The 2924-nt window shown below is 39.2% G+C and carries 4 protein-coding genes; all 4 read left to right on the forward strand.

All coding sequences use genetic code 11. The features are described from left to right. Positions 1–286, forward strand: a 286-nt coding sequence (locus ABZB17_RS21955) for a hypothetical protein (protein WP_372653715.1), incomplete at its 5' end; no start/stop codon positions are given. A gap of 229 nt (positions 287–515) precedes the next feature. Next, on the forward strand, positions 516–1559 hold the full coding sequence (locus ABZB17_RS21960; protein ID WP_372653717.1) for a response regulator: 1044 nt from the start codon (positions 516–518) through the stop codon (positions 1557–1559). A 170-nt stretch (positions 1560–1729) separates the two neighbouring features. Then, positions 1730–2377 carry a response regulator transcription factor gene (locus tag ABZB17_RS21965; RefSeq protein WP_045027195.1) on the forward strand — a complete coding sequence of 216 codons (648 nt, stop codon included), beginning with the start codon at positions 1730–1732 and terminating at the stop codon, positions 2375–2377. A gap of 40 nt (positions 2378–2417) precedes the next feature. Beyond that, positions 2418–2924: saccharopine dehydrogenase family protein (locus tag ABZB17_RS21970; protein WP_372653719.1), on the forward strand; the 507-nt coding region annotated here is incomplete at its 3' end.

Raw genomic sequence — 2924 nt, forward strand, 5'->3', positions numbered from 1 at the left:
AATTTTTAACCTGAATGAAAAAAAGAATTTACGCGTTGTTCTTCAGGCCGGCCCGGGAATTACCACATTTCGTGAACCGGAATTTGCCCTTGTTAATTCAAACAGCCAATATAACTTTGAAACGAAAACATCAAAAAAACTGAGTCTGGTTATTAACCCGAAGCTTGAAATGCCATTGCACGATACAGTTGGATGCTCCGTTGGGCCGATGGTTGTCGTAAACAGTAATCAAACTTATATTGGTGTTGGAGTAGGGATTATGTACGGATTAATTGCAAACAATTAGCATACCTTCCGCCAATATTAACGTTAACGCCATTAAAAAATTAAATTACTCAGCTCTCTCCCAAGCCCTTAAGGATTTCTCAGGAATTTACTGATATTTTGTTAAGTATTTATTACCTCCATGCTTCATTGTTTCCGACAGTTTTGGTATCTTTAGACCAATTGACGTTTGAAGATATAACCCTATGTGATTATTTATTATGTTGGTACCAAACAATGAAATAGAATTTATGAAGAAAATCCTGGCGATTGATGACAACAACATCAACCTGGAACTAATTTCGCAGATTGTAAAGGTATACTACCCCGATTTTAAATTCATTGGCGCGTTAAACGGCAAAGAGGGCATAACTATTGCCCAAAATGAAAATCCTGATCTGATTTTGCTGGATATAATGATGCCTGACCTGGATGGTTACGAAACCTGTAAGTTATTAAAGAAGAATAACCGGACTAAACAAATCCCCATTATAATGGTATCGGCACTGGGGCGCGATAGTGTTGAACGTACCAAAGGATTGAATGCAGGAGCTGATTCATTTATTTCAAAACCGTTCGATCAGGTTGAATTAAAAGCACAGATCAATGTGGCGCTGCGTATAAAATCGTACCAGTTGCAGCTAAAAAAATTAAACTCTGAAGTTACGCTGGTTGAGGAACGGGAAAGAAGGCGAATTGCTGAAAACCTGCACGACAGTTTGGGCCAAACACTGGGGCTGGCATTTATGAACCTGTCGTCGATTGACGTTGATGAATGTTCTCCAGCCATAAAAAACACCATTAAATTCACTTCAAAATTACTCAATAAAGCCATTGAGGAATCACGGCGGTTAACTTACGATTTAAGTCCGCCAATACTATATGAATTGGGCTTATTGCCCGCCATTCAGTGGAAACTTGAGCAGTTTGAGAAAGACTTTAATATAAAGACAAATCTTATTGTTGAGAACAAGAATACACAACTCAGCAAGGAGAATAATATTTTTCTGTATCGTACCGTTGGTGAGCTGCTAACAAATACATCAAAACATGCCGACGCAACAGAGGTTACAGTAAAACAGGCAACAAACAACGGCATGTACTATATTTCGGTTGAAGACAACGGGATTGGCATTGACAAATCGCACTCGAAACCGGCATCAAACAAAGGCGGTTTTGGGCTGTTAAGCATTGAAGAGAGAATTGAAAGCATGAACGGAACTTTTAATATTGAAGCCCTTGAAAAAGGAACAAAAGCCGAAATTGAAATACCGTATTCTCTTGAACAAAATTAATCTAATAACAACAGGTCTTTATAGCATATTCGTACGCTTTGCTAAGGATCTGGAAAATAAAAAGTAAATGAAACGAGCATGTAATCCGCCAACTGGCGGAACACTCAGGAAGAATATTAAAATCCGTGCGAGTTCCTCATAATACCGATAAAAACAAACAATTTAATAATATGAAAATAAAGGTTATAGTTGCTGACGATCACCAACTTTTCAGAGAAGGTTTAATAAACCTACTACACTCGGCCGACAACATCGAAGTAATTGCCCAGGCCGAGAACGGACAAGATGCAATAGACAAAGTGGAAGCATTTAAGCCCGATGTGCTTTTGGTTGATATTGCAATGGAAAAAATAAACGGCATAGAAGCCACAAGGATTCTAAAAGACAAAATGCCGGAAGTAAAAATTATTGCCGTATCAATGCACTCCGACAAACAATATGTTAAAGGGATGCTGGAAGCCGGTGCCGATGGTTACCTTCTAAAGAACTGCACCTACAGGCAGCTTACCGATGCGGTAAACTCGGTGCACGACGGTAAAAAATTCCTGAGCGAAGACATTACCGAAATTGTTATTAATGGCTACCTGAATTCGCGTGCCGATGATAACGATTCCTACTCGCAATTATCCGATCGCGAAAAAGAAATATTCCTGCTGTTTGCCGAAGGAAAATCAACACGCGAAATTGGCGACAAACTTTTTATCAGCGTAAAAACGGTTGGTACACACAAACAAAATATTCTTGAAAAGCTGGATTTAAAAACCAACTCCGACCTTGTAAAATATGCCTTGAAAAAAGGGTTGATCCAGCTCGATTAACAGGATCAACACATAACAAACTAAAACTTAATTAAACCGGATGAAGAAGAATGTTATTGTTTTAGGAGCCGGACTTGTAGGAAGTTCAATTGCCAAAGATTTATCGAAGAACCATCAGGTTACCTGTGTTGACTTTGACAAAAAAGCCTTAGACAAGTTTTCTGCTTTCCCCGAAATAAAATGCATTCAGGAAGATCTGAGCCAACCTGAAAAAATAAAATCACTGGTTTCCGATTACGATCTTATAATTGGTGCAGTTCCGGGTTTTATGGGCTATCAAACCATGAAAGCGGTAATTGAAGCCGGAAAGAACATGGTTGATATTTCGTTTATGCCCGAAGATTTTTTGTCGTTAAACAGCTTGGCTAAAAAAAATAAGGTTTGTATTGTGGCCGATTGTGGTGTTGCTCCCGGCATGGGAAATATTATCCTGGGGCATCACAACCAGCAAATTACAGTAAAATCATACGAATGCCTGGTTGGCGGCCTGCCCGTCATCCGCGAATGGCCTTACGAATATAAAGCAGTGTTCTCTCCCATCGACGTA

It is taken from the genome of Draconibacterium sp. (genome assembly GCF_041583095.1).
GTDB lineage: Bacteria > Bacteroidota > Bacteroidia > Bacteroidales > Prolixibacteraceae > Draconibacterium.

Excerpts from the sequence above, each read along its gene's own strand:
- ABZB17_RS21960 (WP_372653717.1), top strand. The coding sequence starts at position 516 with ATGAAGAAAATCCTGGCGATTGATGACAACAACATCAACCTGGAACTA.
- ABZB17_RS21965 (WP_045027195.1), top strand. The coding sequence starts at position 1,730 with ATGAAAATAAAGGTTATAGTTGCTGACGATCACCAACTTTTCAGAGAA.